The following is a 19,725-nucleotide window of genomic DNA, read 5'->3' as shown; positions in this document are numbered from 1 at the left end:
TCAGATCCTTGAGCGTTGGCCAGATCAGTGCTGGCGACTGACAGAACAAGGGTTTTGCGCCGACAACACAGGCGCAAAACCCTCATCCCACAAAAAATGATTGCTGATGCTATCAGAGACGCAGGCGCCCGCCACGACTGCGTGCCGCGCCCAAGCCATGGGGCAACAGGCTGGAACGGGTGTGAGCGTGGCAAATCGCGATGGCCAGGGCATCCGAGGCATCGATTTGCGGCTTGCTGGTCAGTTTCAGCATGTGCATGACCATCATTTGCACTTGTTCTTTATTGGCGGCGCCGGTGCCGACCACGGCCTGCTTGACCTGGGTTGCGGTGTACTCGGCAATTTCCAGGCTCTCTTCGGCGCCGGCGACAATCGCCGCGCCACGGGCCTGCCCCAGTTTCAGCGCGGAGTCGGCATTGCGCGCCATGAACACCTTTTCGATGCCCATGGTGACCGGGCCATAAGTCTGAATGATTTCACGCACGCCGCGATAGACGATCTGCAGACGCTCATGCAACTCGCCAGCACCGGTGCGGATACAGCCCGATGCCACGTAAACACAACCACGGCCAGTATCGCGAACAATGCCGTAACCGGTGATACGCGAGCCGGGGTCGATACCAAGAATTAAAGTCATAACGCCTGCAGAAAGAGATCGCGGTTGGCTGAGGATAACTGTGTAGGAGCTGCCGAAGGCTGCGATCTTTTAATTAAAAAGCTGAAAATCAAAAGATCGCAGCCTTCGGCAGCTCCTACGGGTACAGCGTAGGGGCCGGGTGAAGGCTGCGATCTTTATCGATGCATCAACCGAGCTGCGCGGCCACCGCCTCTGGAATGTCCGCGTTGGAATACACGTTCTGCACGTCATCCAGGTCTTCGAGCATGTCGATCAGCTTGAGAACCTTCTCGGCGCCTTCCAGATCCAGCTCGGCACTGGTGGTCGGCAACATGACGATTTCCGCATCGCTGCCCTTGAAGCCTGCGGCCTCCAAGGCGTTACGCACGGAATAGAAGCCGGCGAACGAGGTGAACACGTCGATGGAGCCGTCTTCGTTGGTCACCACGTCATCGGCGTCGGCTTCCATGGCTGCTTCCATCAGCGCGTCTTCATCAACCCCTGGCGCGAAGGAAATCTGCCCTTTGCGTTCGAACAGATAAGCCACCGAACCGTCGGTACCGAGGTTACCGCCGCACTTGCTGAACGCGTGACGAACAGCGGCTGCGGTGCGGTTGCGGTTGTCGGTCATGCATTCGACCATCACTGCCACGCCGCCCGGGCCATAGCCTTCGTAGGTCAGCTCGACCATGTCATCGGTATCGGCAGCGCCGGCACCACGCGCCACCGCGCGGTCGATGATGTCACGGCTCATGTTCGCGCCCAGCGCCTTATCCAGCGCCAGACGCAGACGCGGGTTGGAGCCCGGATCAGCGCCGCCCTGACGGGCAGCGACCGTCAGTTCACGAATCCACTTGGTGAAAATCTTGCCCTTCTTGGCATCCTGACGTTCTTTGCGGTGCTTGATGTTCGCCCACTTGGAATGACCCGCCATAACTCGCTCCGAATTTCTCTTTGTAACATCGCCCGCCACACAGGGAGTGTCGGCCAGCAACAAAAAAATCTCGACCTAAAGAAAAGGCGCATCCCACAGGATGCGCCTTTGCGGTCAGCCTTACTCTGCCTTTGGCGTTTCGCGCAGACGAATGTGCAGTTCGCGCAACGCCTTGGCATCTACCACGCCCGGAGCCTGCGTCATCACGTCCGCAGCACTCTGGGTTTTCGGGAAGGCGATCACTTCACGGATCGACTGGGCGCCGGTCATCAGCATCACCAGACGGTCCAGACCGAAGGCCAGACCACCGTGCGGCGGCGCGCCGTATTTCAGGGCGTCGAGCAGGAAGCCGAATTTCTCTTCCTGTTCCGCTTCGTTGATACCCAGCAGACGGAAGACCGACTGTTGCATTTCCTTGCGGTGGATACGGATCGAACCGCCACCCAGCTCGGTGCCGTTCAGAACCATGTCGTAGGCACGGGACAAAGCGCCGGCCGGGTTGGCTTCCAGCTCTTCAGGAGTGCACTTCGGCGCGGTGAACGGGTGGTGCAAGGCGCTGAAGCTGCCGTCGTCGTTCTCTTCGAACATCGGGAAGTCGACGACCCACATTGGCGCCCACTTGCAGGTCAGCAGCTCGAGGTCATGGCCCAGCTTGATCCGCAGCGCGCCGAGGGCTTCGCTGACGATCTTGGCTTTGTCGGCACCGAAGAACACGATGTCGCCATCGACCGCACCGACGCGATCGAGGATCACGTTCAGGTTGGCTTCCGGGATGTTTTTCACGATCGGCGACTGCAGACCTTCAACACCGGCAGCACGCTCGTTGACCTTGATGTACGCCAGGCCCTTGGCACCGTAGATGCCGACGAACTTGGTGTAATCGTCGATCTGCTTGCGCGGCATGCTCGCCCCGCCTGGAACGCGCAAGGCGGCGATACGGCATTTCGGGTCATTGGCCGGGCCACTGAACACCTTGAAATCGACTTCCTTGAGCTGGTCGGCAACATCCACCAGTTCCAGCGGGTTACGCAGGTCTGGCTTGTCGGAACCGTAGCGGCGCATGGCTTCTTCGAAGGTCATGTGCGGGAATTCGCCGAATTCCAGGTCCAGCACTTCCTTGAACAGGTTGCGGATCATGCCTTCGGTCAGGCCCATGATGTCTTTTTCATCGAGGAAGCTGGTCTCGATGTCGATCTGGGTGAATTCCGGCTGGCGATCAGCCCGCAGGTCTTCGTCGCGGAAGCACTTGGCGATCTGGTAGTAGCGATCGAAGCCGGCCACCATCAGCAGTTGCTTGAACAGCTGCGGCGATTGCGGCAAGGCGAAGAACGAACCGGCGTGAGTACGGCTCGGCACCAGATAGTCACGCGCGCCTTCCGGCGTCGCACGGGTCAGGATCGGCGTCTCGACGTCGAGGAAACCGTTCTCGTCCAGATAGCGGCGGATGCTGGTCGTCATGCGCGAACGCAGACGCAGCTTCTCGGCCATTTCAGGGCGACGCAGGTCAAGGAAGCGATAACGCAGGCGGGTTTCTTCGCCAACGTCGGAGAACTCGTTCAGCGGGAACGGCGGGGTTTCCGATTCGTTCAGCACTTCCAGCTCGTAGCCCAGGACCTCGATCATGCCCGACGCCATGTTGGCGTTGGTTGCACCGGCCGGACGCAGGCGAACCTTGCCGGTGATCTTCACGACGTACTCGCTGCGCACGCGATCGGCGGCGGCGAAGCTCTCGGCACGGTCCGGATCGAACACCACCTGGGCCAGACCGTCACGATCACGGATATCGAGGAAAATCACCCCGCCATGGTCACGGCGACGGTGAACCCATCCGCAAAGGGTAATTTCCTGGCCTTCCAGGCTTTCGTTCAGTTGGCCGCAATAATGGCTGCGCATCATGGTAGTGGTTTCACTTCTCGTAATTCGAAATTCGGGTGGAGGTCTTGCCGCACCACCGCACTTGAATAAGGTGCCAGATGATGCAAGAGCTCGCGCGTGTCGTTCAACCCGGGCGCTAGACCCTAGTCAGCTTTGTCGCCACCGGCCAGATTTTTCTTGGAACCGGTCTTGAAGTCGGTTTCGTACCAGCCGGTGCCACTGAGGCGGAAACCGGGCATGGACAGCATCTTTTTAAGCTCTGGCGCCTGGCAGGCAGGGCAGTCGACCAGCGGTGCTGCGCTGATCTTTTGAATGGCTTCCAACTGATGACCACAGGAAGCACATTGGTAATCGTACATCGGCATGGGGGTTGTCTCGGCGATCAGATTGCTACCGCGCATGCAGGGCTTTGCGGCAAAGAGCGGGATTATATCCATTAAATGCAGCCTGTGCAGCCGTAAGACTGCACAGACCGACACTCGACTCATTCAGCTGCTCTCGCTAAGCCATGACGGGGCAACTGCCCTCCTTCAGGCTGTGCACGACGCAGACAACCCGCACCAACCCGGTGAAGTTTTTCACCCCGCCATGGCGCAAGTGCACTTCGCGGTCCACATGGGACAACAGCGCACTGACCGAACAGCAATTGACCTTGGCCATGTCGCCCAAAATATCCCAATAGACCTGTTCAAGCCGCAAACAGGTCGCAAAACCATTCAAACGCACCGACCGGGATAAGGGCTGGGCCAGCCCCATATCGAATTCGCCGACAAGTGAATCAATCCTTATATCCTTGAGTGGACCGTTCCTCCCCTCGCCTTGCCTGTCTTCATGAACCATACCGTTGACACTCCTTTGTCATCCTTGCTGCTTGTAAAGGCCATATTCCGTTTCCTTATAAAAGCGCAGGCGCTACGGTATATCCAGATGACTTTATGACCATCAACGTAGGATAAGCCAACAACGAAGGGGCGATCATGGAGCTCGTCCTAGGCCGGACGATTTCCTACGAAAACTGACGCAATATCACTCAACGAAAAGGCGAAAGATCCGAGAAACACAGCGCACGAATAACACTCAGCAGCGTCATCCGCGCGCCATGCCAATGGAAGCGCCGCCGGACCGCCTGATTTGAGTAGCCGCAGGCTTTGCTGTTAAATAGGCAGTGTGTCGCTACCACCTATTTTCCGGGGGCTGCGCATAGGCTGATATCAGGTACGTGCCCAACGCCTCTTATTGTTCTGAAGCGAACCGTGCTCTATCAGCTCTTCCTTGTGATCCGTCTTAACGTGAGTTAATCAAAATGTTGAAAATCGTCCACCTGCTAATGGGCGCAGCAGCCCTGCTGCTGTCCTTCATCCCTAGCCTGCGATCCGAAGCGGTACCTTACCTGCAACAACCCGATGCGCTTTACCTGGCCTTTTTCGGCCTACTCAACCTCACCCTTGCGCCTGTTATCCCTTACTGGAACAAAGGCCCGCGTCATCAATTGCAAAACCTGGTCAGCGCCTTGCTGGTTCTGGCTGTCGTACTGCAAACCCTGACGCTGATCGCCCCGATGCCTGTCATCGCCGGTCAACCTGCCGTTCTGTTCAGCCTGGTCGCTGCCCTGATCGCCGTATTCCTGCACCTGGCCATCAGCTTCTACAAATCTTCACCGGCCGCCGCCGCGCCAAGCTATGACATGAGCAACCGCGATACTGGCACCGTCAAATGGTTCAACACCTCCAAAGGCTTCGGCTTTATTTCCCGCGACTCCGGCGATGATATTTTCGTGCATTTCCGGGCGATTCGCGGTGAAGGCCACCGCGTTCTGGTGGAAGGCCAGCGCGTGGAGTTCTCTGTCATGAATCGTGACAAAGGCCTGCAAGCCGAAGATGTGATCGCCGCACTGCCGCGCCGCTGATTCAAGGCTAAAAAAAACCGCGAACAGTTCAGACTGTTCGCGGTTTTTTTATGCCCTGCATTTCAGTAATGCGGCGGTGGAGCCTCTTCTTCGAAGGACTCGAACTGGCCGACCATTTCCTCCTGCCGCTTGAGCATCGCTGTCATTTGCAGCTGCAGACGCTCGACCACACGCTGCTGCGCCACCAGCACATCATTCAATGCCTGGATGGTGTCATCCTGAAACGCCAGCCGGCTTTCCAGATCGGTAACGCGTTCGTCGAGGCTCATGATTCAGCCCTCCAGAAACTTGAAATCGTCGGTCAACACCAGACGCAGTCGCTCGCGAATCGTCGCGATCTGCTCTGAACTGTATGGCTTGGCCTCCTGTTTGCCCCAGATCGGAGCTGGCCAGGCGGCGTCCTCACGCTTGCGCACAATCACATGCATGTGCAACTGATTGACGACGTTACCCAGGGCCGCGACGTTCAACTTGTCCGCGTCGAACGAGTCCTTGAGGATTTCCGCCAGCTCAGTCGTTTCGCGCCACAGCTGCTGTTGATCTGCGCCATCCAGCTGAAATATTTCACTGATATCCTCACGGCGTGGCACGAGGATGAACCAGGGGTAATTCGAATCGTTGGACAGCAGTAACCGGCAGAGCGGGAAATCGCCGATTGGCAACGTGTCTTGTTGAAGTCGTGGATCTAAAGCGAACACAGCGCACACTCCCCTCTGGTCATCTTTTTTCAGCTTAGCGCCCCCACCGAAAGACGGCGCACCAAGCGACAGGACGGCAGCATACCTGCGAACGCCACACGCTTCACGACGAACTGCCGCCAGCACCGTCCTGCGGGCGCGTCGAGATGCGCCATTTTGATTCGGGACGCACCATGACGGAACCGGCCATCACGGAAAAAACGCCGACCCCCCCCATAAACAACGCACCGTTCGAACCCACGGCAAAGCCACCATGTGTGAATTCAGTACAGGAAATAAAATTTTTTGCACCAAAACCGCACAACGCGTCTACGCTCAGTGCGTCAGCATCCGCCAATTACTCACTGGCGGGGTGAACCGGTAACGTTTTTGGTTGTCACCCCCGCAACGCCGATGTGGTAACCACGATGCAAAGCATGGCGTCAAGCCTAAGAAAAACGAGCTTGAACCCCCCGGTTTTATGAGGCTTTAACAGCAACAGGCAGGCTTTCAGAAAAAAACAGCAACAGAATTCTGGTTTGTGCACGCTTGTTGCATTAACACCCGTATCGTCTATAAGCGCTCCGCTGGAAGTGGAAGCCTGAAGACCAATAAAAACAGTGGCAGGGTTGCCCGATGGAGATTCAAGTGCAGGACCAAGGACTCTTTTTTACCGATGCTCAAGCCCTGGAAAACAGCGCTGAAGTTGTCAGTCCGATTGTGTCGGGATTGTGAATTTGCGACATTGATCAAGCCATTTGCGACAGGGTCGTAAAGAAGCTGAAAGGTTAGATGCGCAAGTATCGCCAATAGGGTCGGCGTGATATAAGTTTGCGCCGACACAAAAAGAAAGAGCCGCCCAGATAATAAAACAGGTGGGACGGCAGTACTCTTCTAAAAACCAAAGGAGCAAATCACGATGCGCGTGATGAAGTGGAGCATGATCGCACTGGCAGTTGCAGCAGCAGCCAGTACTCAATTGGCTACGGCCGCACCTTTCGTAAGTGACCAGGCTGACGCCAAAGGTTTTGTTGAAGATAGCAAGCTCGACTTGCTGGTTCGCAACTACTACTACAACCGTAACAAGAAAGACGGCGCCGTCGATGACAAAGACTGGACCCAGGGCATCCAGGGCATGTACAGCTCGGGCTACACCCAAGGTCTGATCGGTGTTGGCGTTGAAGCTTGGGGCCAACTGGCCATTAAGCTGGACGGTTCCGACAAGTATTCGGGTACCGGCAACATGCCCGTTGGCAATGATGGCGAGGTCGAAAACAACCAGGGCAAAGCCGGCGCTGCCGCCAAGTTCCGCATCTCCAAGACCGAGCTGAAAATCGGCGACATGCAGCCAAGCACCTCTCCGGTGTTCGCTGTAGGCGGTTCCCGCATTCTTCACCAAACTGCCAGCGGTCTCCAACTGCAGAGCAGCGAAGTCAAAGACCTTGACCTCGAAGCCGGTCACTTCTACTCGGCAACCAGCCAGGACCGAAATGCTCGTAATGGCGACCTGTGGGCAACCTACGCTGGCGTGCAAGCCAACTCCATCGACTACTTCGGCGGCAAGTACGGCATTACCCCAGACCTGAGCGTTTCGCTCTACGGTGCCAAGCTCGAAGACATCTGGAACCAGTACTACGCCAACGCGAACTACACCCTCGCATTGGGTGGCGATCAGTCGATCAACTTCGACGGTAACATCTACAACACCAGGGACACTGGTAGCGCTAAAGCAGGCGAAATCAATAACACCGCCTACTCCCTCGCTGCCGCTTTCTCGTTCCTGAAGGCACACACCATCACCCTGGGCTTCCAGAAAGTGAATGGCGATACTCCGTTCGACTATATCGGCGTGGGTAAAAACAACCGCGGTGGCGACTCGATCTTCCTCGCCAACTCCATCCAGTACTCCGACTTCAACGCCCCTGGCGAGAAATCGGTACAGGCCCGTTACGACCTGAAAATGGCTGAATACGGCGTACCTGGTCTGAGCTTCATGACCCGTTACGTGAAAGGTTGGGACATCGACGGCACCAACACTCCAGCAGGCAGCCCTTACGCTGGCCTGTACGGTGCAGACGGCAAACACCACGAAACCAACGTGGAAGTTAAATACGTAATTCAGTCCGGCCCAGCTAAAGATCTGTCGTTCCGCATCCGTCAAGCATGGCACACCGCCAACGCAGACGAAGGCGAAGGCGATATCTCTGAGTTCCGCCTGATCACCGACTACCCGCTCAACATTCTGTAATTGCAGAAAGTTAGTTTGCGGTAATCGAAAAAGGCCCATCTTCGGATGGGCCTTTTTTATTGGCTACAGCATTGTGTTTAGAGGATCGGGGCTTGCAAAATATTTGACCGAAAGGTCAGACATTAGTTGATCGACTGATCCTTACACCGCTGCTGATTCCTGCACCACGCGAATAACCCGCTGCGGAAATGGAATATCGATGCCGGCAGTCTTCAAGCGATCGCGCGAATGTTCATTAAACATGAACATCACACTCCAATAGTCAGCGGTTTTCACCCACACGCGCAGGGAAACAGTAATCGAACTGTCGCCCAATGTGGAAATCACCGCTTCCGGTGCCGGCTCAGCCAATACTCGCGGATCCTTGGCCAGCTCCAGCAACACTTCACGGGCCTTCTGCAAGTCCGCCTCGTAAGCCACACCCACATCAAATACTACTTTGCGGGTCGGTTGACGGTTGGTGTTGGTGATGATGCCGTTCGACAGATTACCGTTAGGCACGATGATGGTTTTGTTATCGCCAGTGCGCAGTACGGTGTGGAAGATCTGGATGCTGTCGACAGTACCGGCAACACCTTGGGCTTCGATCCAGTCACCGATACGGAACGGACGGAACAACAGGATCAGCACGCCGCCGGCAAAGTTCGCCAGGCTGCCCTGCAGGGCCAGACCGATGGCCAGGCCGGCCGCACCGATCGCCGCGACGAAGGAGGTGGTTTCCACACCGATCATCGACGCCACGCTGACGATCAACAGCACCTTGAGGATGATGTTCGCCAGGCTGCTGATGAAGCCTTGCAGCGCCAGGTCGGCGTTGCGCAACGCCAACAGGCCGCCCAGTTTTTGCGTGACTTTGTTGATCAGCCACCAGCCAATGGCCAGGGTGATCACCGCCAGCAACACGCGGCTGCCATATTCCATGATCATCGGAATCCAGGCTTGAGACGCCTTGACCAGGTTGTCCACTTCAGTATTCAAATCCATCAACTTTCTCCTGATTTCCGGCTACCCGGCACGCAAAAAATGAGCGGCAGAAAGACCGAACCCATAAGGCTCGGTCGTTTCTGCCGTTGCTTGGGCCTCGGACGTCGAAATCGCCGAGAGGTTCCCGCTTGAAAGATCAGTCGCGAAAGTTATTGAACTGCAGCGGCATGTCGAAAGTCTTGGCACGCAGGGCGGCGATGGCTTCCTGCAGATCGTCACGCTTTTTACCGGTGATGCGCACCTGCTCACCCTGAATGGCAGCCTGGACCTTGAGCTTGGCATCTTTGACGTGGGCGACAATTTTCTTCGCCAGCTCTTTGTCGATGCCTTCCTTGAGGACCGCTTCCTGCTTCATCAGCTTGCCCGACGCGTAGGCATCCTTGACTTCAAGGCATTGCACGTCGATCTTGCGCTTGACCAGGGCCAGCTTGAGGATCTCGATCATCGCTTCGAGCTGGAAATCGGCTTCAGCGGTCAGGTTGACGGTCAGGTCTTTTTCCTTGAACTCGAAGCTGCCCTTGCCTTTCAGGTCATAACGACGATCGAGTTCCTTGACGGCGTTCTCGACCGCGTTGGTGACTTCGTGTTTGTCCAGTTCGGATACCACGTCGAACGACGGCATGTAATTTCTCCAATAAAAAGGCGCGCTCGATAACGATGGAGCGCGCTTGGCTTGCGGTTAAAATCGGGCTCATTATAACGGGTCTTTTCCAACCGATACTGCGAGCCTCACATGCCAGCATCAAACCGAGCAAAAAGCTGATGTCGACCCCTTGGCACGTTCTGGGTGCCGGCAGCCTCGGCACGTTGTGGGCCACCCGTCTGGCACGGGCCTCAGTGCCGGTCAGGCTGATCGTACGGGACGCGGCACGCCTGCAGGCCTATCAGGCGGCGGGCGGGCTGACGCTGGTCGAGCACGGCGAAGCGCAGCTGTACCCGGTGCCCGGCGAAACAGCCGACAGCGACGGGCCGATCAGCCGTCTGCTGGTGGCCTGTAAAGCCTATGACGCCGTAACAGCCGTGGCCCAGCTCGCCCACCGCCTGACACCGGACGCCGAACTGATCCTGTTGCAAAACGGCCTTGGCAGCCAGGACGCCGTCGCCGCGCAAGTCCCACATGCCCGCTGCATCTTCGCTTCCAGTACCGAAGGCGCGTTTCGCGATGGCGACTGGCGCGTGGTGTTTGCCGGTCATGGTTACACCTGGCTGGGAGATGCCGGCCATCCGGTGGCACCGTTCTGGCTGGAGGACTTGAGCGACGCCGGCATTCCCCATGAGTGGAGCACCGACATTCTCACCAGGCTGTGGCGCAAGCTGGCGCTCAATTGTGCGATCAACCCGTTGACCGTATTGCACGAATGCCGCAACGGCGGTTTGCAGCAACATCAGTGCGAAGTGGCAACCCTGTGCGCCGAACTCACCGAACTGCTGGAGCGCTGCGGCCAGCCGGCGGCAGCCGAAAACCTCCGGGAGGAAGTCGAACGGGTGATCAAGGCGACCGCGACCAATTTCTCCTCGATGTACCAGGATGTCGCCAATCAGCGCCGCACCGAAATCAGCTACCTCTTGGGCTATGCCTGCAAAGTTGCGTCGCGGCATCAGTTGAACCTGCCCCACCTCAATCAATTGCAGCAGCGCTTGATCGCTCATCTGCACAGCCTTGGATTGCCCAGCGACTGAGCAGCGGCTACGCTGGCCACTTGTTCCTTTTCAGCGATGAACCTGATGCCATTGCGCCAGCGCCTTGAAAACCTTCCGGTCGGCCAAAAACTGCTGGCCGCCCTGCTGGTGCTGTTGACCACCGTGTTGCTGGTCGCCAACCTGACCTTTATCAGTGCCGCGTATTACATCTCCCAGGAAAGCATGGCCCCCCAGGCCCTGCAGACCATCGGCCGACTGGTGTCCAACCCGAGCCTGGTGTCCGACGCCCTGAAGTCGCCGCAAAACGCCGAACGCCTGCTCAACGAACTCAACAGTTATTCACCACTGCGTGCGGCAGCCCTTTACGACGGCACGGGTACGCGTCTGGCGCAGCTGCAACACGGCGACACGCTGAACCTGCCAGAACACTACCGACACCTCGAAGCCTGGCAAGCCACGGAGTTTCGCAGCAATCAAGTGATCACCCTGCCCCGCCCCGGCACCGCTCCCGGGCATTTGCTGCTGGTGGCCAGCAGCGAATTGCCGATGGCGTTCTACACCGGGACCCTGACCGCCAGCCTGGGGATTCTGATCTTCAGCGTGCTGTTGTGGCTGGTGATCGCCCGGCAGATCAAACGCCTGATTACCCGCCCCATCCATCAGCTCGAAGAGCTGTCCCGGCAAGTCACCCGGGAAGAGAACTACGCCCTGCGCGCCTCTCGCGGCAACCACGACGAAATCGGCAGCCTCGCCGAAGCGTTCAACACCATGCTCTCGCGCATCGAGGCCCGGGAGCAGCAGCTCAAGCGTGCCCGCGACGATTCCCAGGCGGCTTACGACCAGGCCCAGGGGCTGGCCGAAGAGACCCGTCACACCAACCGCAAGCTGGAACTGGAAGTTCAGGTGCGGAGCAAGATCGAGAAAAAACTCACCGGTTTCCAGAACTACCTCAACAGCATCATCGACTCCATGCCATCGGCGCTGATCGCCCTCGACGAGCAGCTTTACGTGACCCAGTGGAATCAGGAGGCCAGCGCACTGTCCGGCACGCGCCTGGACGAAGCCTTGAACCAGCCGATCTTTCTCGCCTTCAAACCCCTCAAGCCATTCCTGCCGCAGCTCAAGCAAACCGTCGAGCAGCATACGGTGGCCAAGATCGAACGCGTTACCTGGCCCAAGGACGACGAACCCCGGCATTACGCCCTGACGTTCTACCCGTTGATGGGCGGTGCCGGACGTGGCGTGGTCATCCGGATCGACGACATCACCCAGCGTCTGTCCCTGGAAGAGATGATGGTGCAGTCGGAAAAAATGCTCTCGGTCGGCGGCCTCGCCGCCGGTATGGCCCATGAGATCAACAACCCGCTGGGCGCGATCCTGCACAACGTGCAGAACATTCGTCGACGTCTGTCCCCCGACCTGCCGAAGAACCTCGAACAGGCCGAGCAAATGGGCATCGAACTGGAAACGGTGAATAAGTACCTGAAAGCGCGTGAAGTACCGCAGCTGCTCGACGGCATTCAGCAGGCTGGCGCGCGGGCGGCGAAGATCGTGACCCACATGCTCAGCTTCAGCCGCCGCAGCACTCGGCAAATGGCGCCATGCGACCTGCCGGCACTGATCGATCAAGCGGTGGAAATCGCCGGCAACGACTTCGACCTGGCCATCGGCTTCGACTTCAAGGGCCAGGCGATCATTCGCCAGTTCGATCCGGCGCTGGGCCCGGTACCCGGCACCGCCAACGAACTGGAACAGGTGCTGCTCAACCTGCTGAAAAACGCTGCGCAAGCCATTCACCAGCGTACAGACGACCGCGAACCGGGGCGGATCATTCTGCGCACAAAACTGAATCCGCCGTGGGCGGAAATCCAGGTCGAGGACAACGGCATCGGCATGAGCGAAAGCGTGCGCAAACGCACGTTCGAACCGTTCTTCACCACCAAGGAAATCGGTCAGGGCACCGGCCTTGGGCTCTCGGTCTCGTATTTCATCATCACCAACAACCATAAAGGCCAGATGGAAGTGCAATCGACGCTGGGCCAAGGCACCTGTTTCACCTTGCGCCTGCCTTTGTCGGGCACTGCGGTGAACTCTCAAGAACTCAATCAGCTGTCGAGGTAACCATGGGCTTTCGTTTGTCGAAGATTTACACCCGCACCGGCGACAAAGGCGAAACCGGGCTTGGCGACGGCCGCCGGGTGCCCAAGGACCATCCGCGAATCGAGGCCATTGGCGAGGTAGATACGCTAAACAGCCAGGTGGGCGTGCTGTTGGCCGGGTTGGCGGCGCAAAGTGGCGAGTTTCCCGGGCTTGGCGAAGTGATCGAGGTATTGGCGCCCTGCCAGCATCGGTTGTTCGACCTCGGTGGCGAACTGGCCATGCCGGTGTATCAGGCACTGAACACGGCAGAAATCGAACGACTGGAAGCGGCCATTGATGTGTGGAATGAAGAACTGGGGCCGCTGGAGAATTTCATTCTGCCCGGCGGTTCGGCGCTGATTGCCCAGGCCCACGTGTGCCGCAGCCTGGCGCGTAGTGCCGAACGCCGTTGTCAGCAGTTGAATGCGATCGAACCGTTGGCCGGGGTGGGCCTGGCGTATATCAATCGGTTGTCGGATTTGTTGTTTGTGGCGGCACGGCTGATTGCCAAGCGCCAGGGGATTGCCGAGATTCTTTGGCAGCCGGCGGCCAAACCCTCTAACTGATCGTTCCCACGCTCTGCGTGGGAATGCAGCCCGGGACGCTCTGCGTCCCATCAAGAGCCGAACGCGGAGCGTCCGTTGAGGCATTCCCACGCAGAGCGTGGGAACGATCGGGTACTAAGCCTGAGGCCAGAACGCCCGAATCCCCGCCACACCCTGCGCGCCCGCTTCCCAGGCTTTCTGCCGCTCTACCGGGCCAACACCACCCAACAAGAACACCGGTTTGCTGAAGCCTTCGATCAAAGTCGACGCCTGCTCCCAACCCAGCGGCTGAGCATCTGGGTGCGTCTGGGTCGGCTGCACCGGCGACAAGGTCACAAAGTCCACGCCCATCTGCTCGGCCAGCGCCAGTTCTTCAGCGTTGTGGCAGGACGCCGCCAACCAGCGCGACGCTGGTAGCGGTCGGCCGGACGCCGCGTACTTGCGCAACTGCGCGGCAGTGATGTGCCAACCGGCGGAGGGGAAGTCCCCCAGCCATTCAAACGGCCCCTTGATCATCAACTGCGCCTTGCCAGCACACAGTCCCGCCGCGTCCACCGCCAGATCGCGGTATTGCGGGTCATAGCCATTGGGCGCACGCAACTGAATCAGCTTGATGCCGCCCGCGATGGCTTTCTGGATACCGCGCAGCAAGGCCGGGGTTTCCAGACCGTCCGGGGTGATCAGGTATTCGCCGGGCAAGCGTGCAGCCGCGACGATCGGCTGGTTGGCGGCCGGAAACTCGTAGTCCAGCAGTTCCCGCGCAGTCACCCAGGCCAAAGGCTGGCCTTCGGCACCATGGGGTTCGCCGGTAAATGCCGAGACTTCCCAGACATCCAGCAACACCTGCTTGTCCGGGTAGTCGTGGCGAACCTTGATCAACGGTCGCGCGGTATTGACCACGATGCCCAACTCTTCGTGAAGCTCGCGGGCCAGGGCGATTTCGACGGATTCGTTATCCTCGACCTTGCCACCGGGGAACTCCCACAAGCCGCCCTGATGCTGGGTGTCGGCACGCCGAGCGATGAGGATCTTGCCGTTGCTATCGCGGATAACCGCCGCGGCCACGTGTACTCGTTTCACTGCCCGACCTCCTCCAGACCTGCCTTCTGCCAGGCCTTGAAAGCTGGCCATTGGTAAATGGTTTCGACATAGGCTGCATCGACCTCGGGCAGCTTCACTTGATAGGTGCGCAGGCGGACGGCGATCGGTGCGAAAAACGCATCGGCCAGGGTCGCGCCACCGAACAGGAACGGGCCGGCTTCAGTCGCGGCCACGCGACATTCAGCCCACAACGCCAGCATGCGCTCGATCTCGGCCTGAACGTCAGGCGGAGTCGGCAACAACGGCGCATTGTGGCTCAGGTCGAACGGCATGTTGCCGCGCATGGCGAAGAAACCGCTGTGCATCTGCGCGCAAGCCGAACGCGCCTGGGCTCGGGCGGCGGTGTCTTTGGGCCAGAGGCCGGCATCGGGGAATTGCTCGGCCAGGTACTCGGCAATCGCCAGCGAATCGGCGATGGTGCCATGTTCGCTTTTCAGCAGCGGGACTTTCCCGGTCGGCGAATGCTTGAGCACGCGTGCGCGGGTATCCGGCTGGTTCAGCTTGATCAGTTCTTCGGTGTAGGACGCGCCGGTCAGGTCGAGGGCCAGCGCGGCGCGCAGGGACCAGGAAGAATACAGTTTGTCGCCGATGATCAGGTGGAGGCTCATGTTCGGGCGCCTTTTGGTAAGAGTACAAGCCAGAATCTTTAGCGTCTGGTGGTTCGTCTTCGCGGGCGATCCGACTTGCCCGCGAAAGCGATCTTTCTTACGTGCGGTACTCGGCGTTGATCTTCACGTATTCGTGGGACAGGTCGGTGGTCCAGATGGTTTCGCTGCAATCGCCGCGACCCAGCTCGATGCGGATGGTGATTTCTTCCTGCTGCATCACCGCCGCGCCCTGGGCTTCGGTGTAGGTGGCAGCGCGCGCGCCACGGCTGGCGATGCACACCTCGCCAAGGAATACGTCGATCTTGCTCACGTCCAGGCTCGGTACACCGGCACGGCCTACAGCGGCCAGAATGCGGCCCCAGTTCGGATCGGAAGCGAACAGCGCAGTCTTGATCAGCGGCGAGTGGGCCACGGTGTAACCGACGTCCAGGCACTCCTGGTGATTGCCGCCGCCGTTGACTTCAACGGTGACGAACTTGGTCGCGCCTTCGCCGTCACGCACGATGGCCTGGGCCACGTCCATGCACACTTCGAATACCGCTTGTTTCAACTTGGCGAACAGCTCGCCTTCGGCACGGGTGATTTCCGGCAGTGCGGCCTTGCCGGTGGCGATCAGCATGCAGCAGTCGTTAGTCGAGGTGTCGCCGTCGATGGTGATGCGGTTGAACGACTTGTTGGCGCCGTCCAGCAGCAGGTTTTGCAGCACCTCGCGGGAGACTTTGGCGTCGGTGGCGATGTAACCGAGCATGGTCGCCATGTTCGGGCGAATCATGCCCGCGCCTTTGCTGATGCCGGTGACAGTGATGGTCACGCCGTCATGCTGGAACTGACGGCTGGCGCCCTTGGGCAGGGTGTCGGTGGTCATGATGCCGGTGGCGGCAGCTTCCCAGTTGTTTTCCGACAAGTCATCGAGGGCGGCTTGCAACGCGCCTTCGATTTTCTCGACCGGCAGCGGTTCGCCGATCACGCCGGTGGAATACGGCAGCACCAGGCTGGCATCGACACCGGTCAGCTCGGCCAGCTTGGCGCAGGTGCGCTCGGCGGCGGCCAGGCCTGGTTCGCCGGTGCCGGCGTTGGCATTGCCGGTGTTGGTCAGCAAGTAACGTACCGGGCCTTGCACGCGTTGCTTGGCCAGGATCACGGGAGCGGCGCAAAAGGCGTTCAGGGTGAACACGCCCGCCACGGTGGAACCTTCGGCACAGCGCATGACCACGACATCCTTGCGCCCCGGGCGCTTGATACCGGCCGAGGCGATACCGAGTTCAAAACCGGCAACCGGGTGCAACGTTGGCAAAGGACCAAGACCAACAGCCATGAATGCGCTCCTTAAAAAATGTTGTCTGCACCGTCATTGCGATAGACGGTGGTTTGAATGGCAAAACGCCGCGACGGCAGAAGCCGGTCGCGGCGCGGGTATTTCAGCGTTTGAAACGGGTTTTACTGGATCTGCCCGTGGCAATGCTTGAACTTCTTGCCCGAGCCGCAGTAGCACAGCTCGTTGCGGCCCAGCTTCTGCTCGTTGCGTACCGGTGCGGTGGCGAGAGCAACATCGATCTCTTCACCCAACACTTCCGGTTGCTCCAGGCCAGGCGCTTCGTCGTGCTGGAACTGCATGCGCGCAGCCAGCGCCTCGGCTTCCTGACGCAGACGTTGCTCTTCGGCTTCCGGATCTTCGCGGCGTACCTGAACGTGCGACAGCACACGAATCGAGTCGCGCTTGATCGAATCCAGCAGTTCGGAGAACAAGGTGAAGGACTCGCGCTTGTACTCTTGCTTCGGGTTCTTCTGCGCATAACCACGCAAGTGGATGCCGTGACGCAGGTGATCCATGGTCGACAGGTGGTCTTTCCACAGGTCGTCGAGCACGCGCAGTACGATTTGCTTCTCGAAGGAGCGCAGTGCTTCGGCACCGGCCTGGTCTTCTTTCTCGTTGTACGCGGCGATCAGTTCGTTGAGCAGCTTCTCGCGCAGGGTTTCTTCGTACAGGTGGTCGTCTTCGTCGAGCCATTGCTGGATCGGCAGCGCCACACCGAAGTCGCTCTGCAACGCCGCTTCCAGACCGGACACGTCCCACTGCTCAGGCAGCGATTGTGGCGGAATGTGTGCGCTGACGGTTGCGTTGAGCACGTCCTGACGGAAATCGGCAATGGTTTCGCCAATGTTGTCAGCGGCCAACAAACTGTTACGCATGTGATAGATCACTTTACGTTGTTCGTTGTTGACGTCGTCGAACTCAAGCAGTTGCTTACGGATATCGAAGTTGCGGCCTTCAACCTTGCGCTGAGCCTTCTCGATGGCGTTGGTCACCATGCGGTGTTCAATCGCTTCACCGGACTGCATGCCCAGCGCCTTCATGAAGTTCTTCACCCGGTCAGAGGCAAAGATGCGCATCAGGCTGTCTTCCAGCGACAGGTAGAAACGGCTGGAACCGGCGTCGCCCTGACGACCGGCACGACCGCGCAACTGGTTGTCGATACGGCGCGATTCGTGACGCTCGGAAGCGATCACCTGCAAGCCGCCCGACTCCAGCACTTGCTGGTGACGTTTCTGCCAGTCGGCCTTGATCTGGGCAATCTGCTCAGGGGTCGGGTCTTCCAGCGAAGCCACTTCCACTTCCCAGTTACCGCCCAACAGGATGTCGGTACCACGACCGGCCATGTTGGTGGCGATGGTCAGTGCACCCGGACGACCGGCCTGAGCGATGATTTCGGCTTCTTTTTCGTGGAACTTGGCGTTCAGAACCTTGTGTTCAATGCCTTCTTTCTGGAGCAGGCCGGACATGTGCTCGGACGTTTCGATGGTGGCGGTACCCACCAGCACCGGACGGCCCTGAGCCATGCACTCCTTGATGTCGCCGATGATCGCCGCGTATTTCTCTTCGGCGGTCAGGAACACCAGGTCGTTGTAGTCTTTACGCGCCAACGGCTTGTTCGGCGGGATGACCATGACCTGCAGGCCATAGATCTGATGGAATTCGAACGCTTCGGTGTCCGCGGTACCGGTCATGCCGGACAGCTTGTTGTACAGACGGAAGTAGTTCTGGAACGTGGTCGACGCCAGGGTCTGGCTCTCGGCCTGGATGTTCAGGTTTTCCTTGGCTTCGATGGCCTGGTGCAGACCTTCGGACAAACGGCGACCCGGCATGGTACGGCCGGTGTGTTCGTCGACCAGCACCACCTGACCGTCCTGCACGATGTACTCGACATTGCGATGGAACAGTTTGTGCGCACGCAGGCCGGCATAGACGTGAGTCAACAGGCCCAGGTTATGCGCCGAATACAGGCTCTCGCCTTCAGCCAGCAGGCCGACGCGGGTGAGCATTTCTTCGATGAACTGGTGACCGGCTTCGTTGAGTTCGACCTGACGGGTCTTCTCGTCGATGGTGTAATGGCCGGCCTTGGTGACTTCGCCTTCGACTTCCTCGATGTGCAATTCAAGCTGCGGGATCAGTTTGTTGATCTCGATGTACAGCTTGGAGCTGTCCTCGGCCTGACCGGAGATGATCAGCGGGGTACGGGCTTCGTCGATGAGGATGGAGTCGACTTCGTCGATCACGGCAAAATTGAGTTCGCGCTGGAATTTTTCTTCCATGCTGAACGCCATGTTGTCGCGCAGGTAGTCGAAACCGAATTCGTTGTTGGTGCCGTAGGTGATATCGGCGGCGTAAGCGGCGCGCTTCTCTTCCGGCGGCTGGAATGGCGTGACCACGCCGACCGTCATGCCGAGGAATTCGTAGAGCGGACGCATCCAGTTGGCGTCACGACGGGCCAGATAGTCGTTCACCGTCACAACGTGCACGCCCTTGCCGGACAGCGCGTTGAGGTAAACGCCCAGTGTTGCCACCAGGGTCTTGCCTTCACCGGTACGCATTTCCGCGATCATGCCTTCATGCAAGGTCATGCCGCCGATCAGCTGGACATCGAAGTGGCGCATACCCATGACGCGCTTACCGGCTTCGCGGGCGACCGCAAAGGCTTCTGGCAGCAGCTTGTCGAGGGTTTCCCCTTTGGCGAGGCGGGCCTTGAACTCGTTGGTCTTGGCACGCAATTGATCGTCCGAAAGGGCCACCATTTGCTCTTCGAAGGCATTGACGAGCTGCACCGTCTTGAGCATGCGTTTGACTTCACGCTCGTTCTTGCTTCCAAAAAGTTTCTTTAACAAAGGCGCAAACATATCGGCAGGATCTTCCACACTAAAGGGATGGAGGGCGGCCCCGTGAGTCGCCCGTGCAGCCCTCATGGCCGCATGCGAACGAGCATTCTACCCGGAAACGATGGTGAGGAAAGTGGCGTTATTCCACGATGCATGCACTGCGCTGTGACGGGGCTCACTTAAAATAAGGGCTTTTTACTGAACTTCAACCCATTGAGGGTACAAGTTACTCGTTGATTTAATGGGTAAAGCGCTCGTAAAGCAATGGGTCGGGACCAGCGGGTGCTTTCTGTTACCAT

19 protein-coding genes are annotated in these 19,725 nt (G+C 58.7%); 5 read left to right on the top strand and 14 right to left on the bottom strand.

Translation table 11 applies throughout. From position 1 onward, the window contains the following. Positions 1-112: 112 nt before the first annotated feature. From ruvC to ACEN9A_RS05540, 5 genes are all read right to left on the bottom strand, one after another. Entirely contained in the window at positions 113-637 is a 525-nt protein-coding gene (gene ruvC / locus ACEN9A_RS05560; protein WP_018926500.1) for a crossover junction endodeoxyribonuclease RuvC, read from the bottom strand. 166 nt (positions 638-803) lie between these two features. Next, positions 804-1,550: a YebC/PmpR family DNA-binding transcriptional regulator gene (locus ACEN9A_RS05555; protein ID WP_018926501.1), complete on the bottom strand. Its 747-nt coding sequence runs from the start codon at positions 1,548-1,550 to the stop codon at positions 804-806. A 120-nt stretch (positions 1,551-1,670) separates the two neighbouring features. Beyond that, on the bottom strand, positions 1,671-3,446 hold the full coding sequence (gene aspS / locus ACEN9A_RS05550; RefSeq protein ID WP_019651436.1) for an aspartate--tRNA ligase: 1,776 nt from the start codon (positions 3,444-3,446) through the stop codon (positions 1,671-1,673). Positions 3,447-3,568: 122 nt separating this feature from the next. Further along, entirely contained in the window at positions 3,569-3,790 is a 222-nt protein-coding gene (locus ACEN9A_RS05545; RefSeq protein WP_010457489.1) for an FmdB family zinc ribbon protein, read from the bottom strand. 136 nt (positions 3,791-3,926) lie between these two features. Further along, positions 3,927-4,265, bottom strand: coding sequence for a ribbon-helix-helix domain-containing protein (locus tag ACEN9A_RS05540; RefSeq protein WP_111454753.1), 339 nt, complete (start codon positions 4,263-4,265; stop codon positions 3,927-3,929). A 463-nt stretch (positions 4,266-4,728) separates the two neighbouring features. Between ACEN9A_RS05540 and ACEN9A_RS05535 the strand changes: the two genes are divergently transcribed. Beyond that, the gene (locus tag ACEN9A_RS05535) at positions 4,729-5,331 is read left to right on the top strand and encodes a cold-shock protein (protein ID WP_019651434.1); all 603 of its coding nucleotides are present in this window, start codon (positions 4,729-4,731) and stop codon (positions 5,329-5,331) included. A 62-nt stretch (positions 5,332-5,393) separates the two neighbouring features. On the opposite strand, the gene ACEN9A_RS05530 is transcribed toward ACEN9A_RS05535, so the two are convergent. The 3 genes from ACEN9A_RS05530 to ACEN9A_RS05520 form a co-directional block, all read right to left on the bottom strand. Continuing rightward, the gene (locus ACEN9A_RS05530) at positions 5,394-5,600 is read right to left on the bottom strand and encodes a SlyX family protein (RefSeq protein WP_019651433.1); all 207 of its coding nucleotides are present in this window, start codon (positions 5,598-5,600) and stop codon (positions 5,394-5,396) included. 3 nt (positions 5,601-5,603) lie between these two features. Further along, positions 5,604-6,029 carry an HIT family protein gene (locus ACEN9A_RS05525; protein WP_007933275.1) on the bottom strand — a complete coding sequence of 142 codons (426 nt, stop codon included), beginning with the start codon at positions 6,027-6,029 and terminating at the stop codon, positions 5,604-5,606. 103 nt (positions 6,030-6,132) lie between these two features. Further along, positions 6,133-6,366, bottom strand: coding sequence for a hypothetical protein (locus ACEN9A_RS05520; RefSeq protein WP_413387271.1), 234 nt, complete (start codon positions 6,364-6,366; stop codon positions 6,133-6,135). 561 nt (positions 6,367-6,927) lie between these two features. On the opposite strand from ACEN9A_RS05520, the gene ACEN9A_RS05515 reads away from it, so the two are divergent. Further along, positions 6,928-8,256: an OprD family porin gene (locus ACEN9A_RS05515; RefSeq protein WP_258672585.1), complete on the top strand. Its 1,329-nt coding sequence runs from the start codon at positions 6,928-6,930 to the stop codon at positions 8,254-8,256. 141 nt (positions 8,257-8,397) lie between these two features. On the opposite strand, the gene ACEN9A_RS05510 is transcribed toward ACEN9A_RS05515, so the two are convergent. Then, positions 8,398-9,240: a mechanosensitive ion channel family protein gene (locus tag ACEN9A_RS05510; RefSeq protein ID WP_258672584.1), complete on the bottom strand. Its 843-nt coding sequence runs from the start codon at positions 9,238-9,240 to the stop codon at positions 8,398-8,400. A 136-nt stretch (positions 9,241-9,376) separates the two neighbouring features. After that, the gene (locus ACEN9A_RS05505; protein WP_018926510.1) at positions 9,377-9,862 is read right to left on the bottom strand and encodes a YajQ family cyclic di-GMP-binding protein; all 486 of its coding nucleotides are present in this window, start codon (positions 9,860-9,862) and stop codon (positions 9,377-9,379) included. A 140-nt stretch (positions 9,863-10,002) separates the two neighbouring features. On the opposite strand from ACEN9A_RS05505, the gene ACEN9A_RS05500 reads away from it, so the two are divergent. Genes ACEN9A_RS05500 through ACEN9A_RS05490 form a run of 3 tightly spaced genes read left to right on the top strand, consistent with a single transcriptional unit; the run spans position 10,003 to position 13,586 of the window. Then, positions 10,003-10,920 carry a putative 2-dehydropantoate 2-reductase gene (locus ACEN9A_RS05500; protein ID WP_258672583.1) on the top strand — a complete coding sequence of 306 codons (918 nt, stop codon included), beginning with the start codon at positions 10,003-10,005 and terminating at the stop codon, positions 10,918-10,920. 45 nt (positions 10,921-10,965) lie between these two features. Continuing rightward, positions 10,966-13,002, top strand: coding sequence for a sensor histidine kinase (locus ACEN9A_RS05495; RefSeq protein WP_026346057.1), 2,037 nt, complete (start codon positions 10,966-10,968; stop codon positions 13,000-13,002). Between the two features lie 2 nt (positions 13,003-13,004). Next, a complete protein-coding gene (locus tag ACEN9A_RS05490; RefSeq protein WP_019581489.1) occupies positions 13,005-13,586 on the top strand; it encodes a cob(I)yrinic acid a,c-diamide adenosyltransferase in 582 nt (193 codons plus the stop codon). Between the two features lie 114 nt (positions 13,587-13,700). On the opposite strand, the gene ACEN9A_RS05485 is transcribed toward ACEN9A_RS05490, so the two are convergent. From ACEN9A_RS05485 to secA, 4 genes are all read right to left on the bottom strand, one after another. Beyond that, positions 13,701-14,645 carry a Nudix family hydrolase gene (locus ACEN9A_RS05485; protein WP_258672580.1) on the bottom strand — a complete coding sequence of 315 codons (945 nt, stop codon included), beginning with the start codon at positions 14,643-14,645 and terminating at the stop codon, positions 13,701-13,703. Further along, entirely contained in the window at positions 14,642-15,274 is a 633-nt protein-coding gene (locus ACEN9A_RS05480; RefSeq protein WP_258672579.1) for a glutathione S-transferase family protein, read from the bottom strand. The genes ACEN9A_RS05485 and ACEN9A_RS05480 overlap by 4 nt, the downstream gene beginning before the upstream one ends. A 97-nt stretch (positions 15,275-15,371) precedes the next feature. Beyond that, the gene (argJ, locus tag ACEN9A_RS05475) at positions 15,372-16,589 is read right to left on the bottom strand and encodes a bifunctional glutamate N-acetyltransferase/amino-acid acetyltransferase ArgJ (RefSeq protein WP_019651426.1); all 1,218 of its coding nucleotides are present in this window, start codon (positions 16,587-16,589) and stop codon (positions 15,372-15,374) included. 122 nt (positions 16,590-16,711) lie between these two features. Beyond that, positions 16,712-19,447, bottom strand: a complete 2,736-nt coding sequence (gene secA / locus ACEN9A_RS05470; RefSeq protein WP_019651425.1) for a preprotein translocase subunit SecA — start codon at positions 19,445-19,447, stop codon at positions 16,712-16,714. Positions 19,448-19,725 lie beyond the last annotated feature (278 nt).

The organism is Pseudomonas sp. Pseusp18, from assembly GCF_059506005.1.
This window is presented reverse-complemented; position numbering and strand designations above follow the sequence as displayed.

What these genes read in the sequence shown, in the direction of transcription:
- ruvC (WP_018926500.1), bottom strand. Translation starts at nt 637, where the DNA reads ATGACTTTAATTCTTGGTATCGACCCCGGCTCGCGTATCACCGGTTAC.
- ACEN9A_RS05555 (WP_018926501.1), bottom strand. Translation starts at nt 1,550, where the DNA reads ATGGCGGGTCATTCCAAGTGGGCGAACATCAAGCACCGCAAAGAACGT.
- aspS (WP_019651436.1), bottom strand. Translation starts at nt 3,446, where the DNA reads ATGATGCGCAGCCATTATTGCGGCCAACTGAACGAAAGCCTGGAAGGC.
- ACEN9A_RS05545 (WP_010457489.1), bottom strand. Translation starts at nt 3,790, where the DNA reads ATGCCGATGTACGATTACCAATGTGCTTCCTGTGGTCATCAGTTGGAA.
- ACEN9A_RS05540 (WP_111454753.1), bottom strand. Translation starts at nt 4,265, where the DNA reads ATGGTTCATGAAGACAGGCAAGGCGAGGGGAGGAACGGTCCACTCAAG.
- ACEN9A_RS05535 (WP_019651434.1), top strand. Translation starts at nt 4,729, where the DNA reads ATGTTGAAAATCGTCCACCTGCTAATGGGCGCAGCAGCCCTGCTGCTG.
- ACEN9A_RS05530 (WP_019651433.1), bottom strand. Translation starts at nt 5,600, where the DNA reads ATGAGCCTCGACGAACGCGTTACCGATCTGGAAAGCCGGCTGGCGTTT.
- ACEN9A_RS05515 (WP_258672585.1), top strand. Translation starts at nt 6,928, where the DNA reads ATGCGCGTGATGAAGTGGAGCATGATCGCACTGGCAGTTGCAGCAGCA.
- ACEN9A_RS05510 (WP_258672584.1), bottom strand. Translation starts at nt 9,240, where the DNA reads ATGGATTTGAATACTGAAGTGGACAACCTGGTCAAGGCGTCTCAAGCC.
- ACEN9A_RS05505 (WP_018926510.1), bottom strand. Translation starts at nt 9,862, where the DNA reads ATGCCGTCGTTCGACGTGGTATCCGAACTGGACAAACACGAAGTCACC.
- ACEN9A_RS05500 (WP_258672583.1), top strand. Translation starts at nt 10,003, where the DNA reads ATGTCGACCCCTTGGCACGTTCTGGGTGCCGGCAGCCTCGGCACGTTG.
- ACEN9A_RS05495 (WP_026346057.1), top strand. Translation starts at nt 10,966, where the DNA reads ATGCCATTGCGCCAGCGCCTTGAAAACCTTCCGGTCGGCCAAAAACTG.
- ACEN9A_RS05490 (WP_019581489.1), top strand. Translation starts at nt 13,005, where the DNA reads ATGGGCTTTCGTTTGTCGAAGATTTACACCCGCACCGGCGACAAAGGC.
- ACEN9A_RS05480 (WP_258672579.1), bottom strand. Translation starts at nt 15,274, where the DNA reads ATGAGCCTCCACCTGATCATCGGCGACAAACTGTATTCTTCCTGGTCC.
- argJ (WP_019651426.1), bottom strand. Translation starts at nt 16,589, where the DNA reads ATGGCTGTTGGTCTTGGTCCTTTGCCAACGTTGCACCCGGTTGCCGGT.
- secA (WP_019651425.1), bottom strand. Translation starts at nt 19,447, where the DNA reads ATGTTTGCGCCTTTGTTAAAGAAACTTTTTGGAAGCAAGAACGAGCGT.